This window comes from Microcella sp., from assembly GCF_033763155.1.
Classification (GTDB): domain Bacteria; phylum Actinomycetota; class Actinomycetes; order Actinomycetales; family Microbacteriaceae; genus Microcella.
In genome coordinates this window covers 1-1,733 of record NZ_JANRKZ010000089.1, presented here as the reverse complement: position 1 = coordinate 1,733, position 1,733 = coordinate 1, and the positions used below count along the sequence as shown (strand labels likewise).

Genomic DNA, 1,733 nt, shown 5'->3' with positions numbered 1-1,733 from the left:
CGTGACGATGGAAGATCTCATTGAAGAGCTCGTGGGCGAGATCGTCGACGAGTACGACCGCGAGACGGCCGACAGCGAGCAATTGGGCGAGAACAGCTATCGCGTCAGCGCGCGTATGCCCATTGACGAGCTCGGCGATCTGTTTGGCATCGAGCTCGACGACGACGAGGTCGACTCGGTCGGCGGCCTGCTCGCCAAACACCTGGGGCGCTTGCCCGTTGCCGGATCGACCGTCACGGTCGACGGCCTCAATCTCACGGCCGAGCGCACCGAGGGCCGACGGAAGCGCGTGGTCACGGTGCTCGTCGAAGCCGATCAGGCCTTGCTGGATGCTCGCGCAGCCTTTGCCACTGACCGCGACCGAGAGGACTCCGAGTGAGCACTCGCAAGCCGCGCGGCGCCGCCGCCACGCCCGACGAGCCGACGTTTCGGGCCGGATTCGTCACTTTCGTCGGTCGCCCCAACGTCGGAAAGTCGACGCTCACCAACGCCCTCGTGGGCGAAAAGGTCGCCATCACGAGTTCTAAGCCGCAGACCACGCGCCGCGCGATTCGGGGCATCGTGCACCGCGCATCCGGGCAGTTGATCGTCGTCGACACGCCCGGCATGCACCGCCCGCGCACGCTGCTCGGCGAGCGTCTCAACGCTGTCGTGCAAGACACTCTCGGCGACGTTGACGTCATCGGCTTTTGCGTGCCCGCCAACGAACCCATCGGGCCGGGCGATCGCTTCATCAACGAGCAGCTCGACAGCTTTCCGCGCACCCGCAAGATCGCGATCGTCACGAAGACCGACGCGGCGGGCGCGACGAAAGTTGCCGAGCAATTGCTCGCCGTGTCAGAACTGCGCGAGTGGGATCTCGTGATTCCGCTCTCGGCGGTCACGGGGGAGCAGGTCGACCTGCTCGCCGAGCAGGTCATCGCGCTCATGCCCGAGTCACCTGCGCTCTACGACAACGACGCTGTGACTGACGAGTCGACGACCGACCGCGTCGCCGAACTCATTCGCGAGGCCGCGCTCGAAGGCGTGAGCGACGAGTTGCCGCACTCGCTCGCCGTCACGATCGACGAGATGGCCGAGCGCTCGCCCGGCGCCGTGCTCGACATCTTCGCCAACGTGTTCGTCGAGCGTGACAGCCAAAAGGGCATCATCATCGGACACAAGGGCTCGCGCTTGACCGAGGTCGGCACGCGCGCGCGCCTCGAGATCGAGAAGCTCCTGGGCCGCCGCGTCTACCTCAAGCTGCACGTTAAGGTCGCGAAAGAGTGGCAGCGCGACCCGAAGCAGTTGGGCAAGCTCGGGTTCTAGGTGCGGGTGCGGCGAGACGAGCATCCCGAACCGCATTCGGTACCGCGACGGGCGCGGGTGTACCCTGAAACCGTGTTCGGCCAGCTCCTTCTTCGCTGCCGCGACGAGGCTTAGACCCGTAGCCTCCCTCGTCGCGGAGTTCGTCGTCGGCTGACAACCACACCTCGACCACAGCAGGAGCACCTCATGCAGAACCGTCAGCAGCCCTCGGGCATGCCGATTCACAAGTACCAGCCGTACCACGAGCAACTCGGTGTCGACCTTCCCGACCGCACCTGGCCGTCGAAGCGCATCACCCAGGCGCCCCGCTGGTGCGCCGTCGATTTGCGTGACGGCAACCAGGCGCTCATCGACCCCATGAGCCCCGAGCGCAAGCGCATCATGTTCGACTTGCTCGTGCGCATGGGGTTCAAAGAGATCGAGGT

General features: G+C 65.7%; 2 protein-coding genes and 1 pseudogene. All 3 read left to right on the top strand.

The window, feature by feature from the left end:
* Positions 1–379, top strand: a 379-nt coding sequence (locus SFU54_RS04160; protein WP_319015044.1) for a transporter associated domain-containing protein, incomplete at its 5' end; no start/stop codon positions are given.
* Positions 376–1,308, top strand: a complete 933-nt coding sequence (gene era, locus SFU54_RS04155; RefSeq protein ID WP_319015043.1) for a GTPase Era — start codon at positions 376–378, stop codon at positions 1,306–1,308. The genes SFU54_RS04160 and era, both read left to right, overlap by 4 nt.
* A 186-nt stretch (positions 1,309–1,494) precedes the next feature.
* Positions 1,495–1,733, top strand: a pseudogene (locus SFU54_RS04150) (2-isopropylmalate synthase); the annotation flags it as partial.